Here is a 743-nt window from a genome sequence, read left to right as displayed (position 1 = left end):
TTTTCGGCGCAAGCAAAGACGCATCCGACAAACGATTCATGCACACTTTAACGAAATCTGAATGATAACGCGGATGCAAACTGTCTTGTTCCGGGCAAACCACGCGCACAAAAAATTCGCCATCGCCCATCACTATCGGGAATTCACGACCTAGCACTTGGCCGTTGTAACGTAACGCATCCATCAAACCGTTAATGGCTTTATCTACCGCACTGACGGTGGTGTTATCAAAACACTCAAATTGCAACTCAACAACGTACATGCTTACACCGCAGCCTCAATTTTGGCCAAAAACTCCACAACATTCTCTGCGAGCACTTCGCGCTTATCTGTTCCTAAACGCTCTAAAATCACATTGCCCGTTAAGTTACAAATTGAAATTACGTCCAATTCTGCATCCGTCGCTGCGATAAACACCGTCGGTTTTAGCTTTAGACGACGCTGTGTCACCAAGTGACCCAAAATGTTCTCTTGTAAACGAACAAAATCGTCATCGCTCCAAACTTGAAGCAATGTCAGAGGATTCGTCTGCCACGTTGCGTCCATATCCGCACTGTATTGAGATCCATAAAACGCTTTAATGTCTTCATGCAGCGTCAACTCAATCGCATTTTCAACGTTAGTAAAATCCGCCATCTCTTCTCGCGGGAATGCTTTCCACAATACCACGCCGTCACACTTCTCTTCGACACATGGAGAAACAAGATCAGCAAGCTCCTCATTGCGAGGCAATTCATTATGCT

At 45.5% G+C, this 743-nt stretch carries 2 protein-coding genes; both read right to left on the bottom strand.

Annotated features, from left to right (window positions below; translation table 11 throughout):
• Positions 1–262, bottom strand: a 262-nt coding sequence (locus R7Q09_RS25325) for a DUF2310 family Zn-ribbon-containing protein (RefSeq protein ID WP_318143842.1), incomplete at its 3' end; no start/stop codon positions are given.
• Positions 263–264: 2 nt separating this feature from the next.
• Positions 265–743, bottom strand: a 479-nt coding sequence (gene syd / locus R7Q09_RS25320) for a SecY-interacting protein (protein ID WP_318143841.1), incomplete at its 5' end; no start/stop codon positions are given.

This window comes from Vibrio sp. 2130-1 (genome assembly GCF_033339515.1).
The sequence above is the reverse complement of the archived record's forward strand: the minus strand, read 5'-3'. Positions and strand labels throughout refer to the sequence as shown.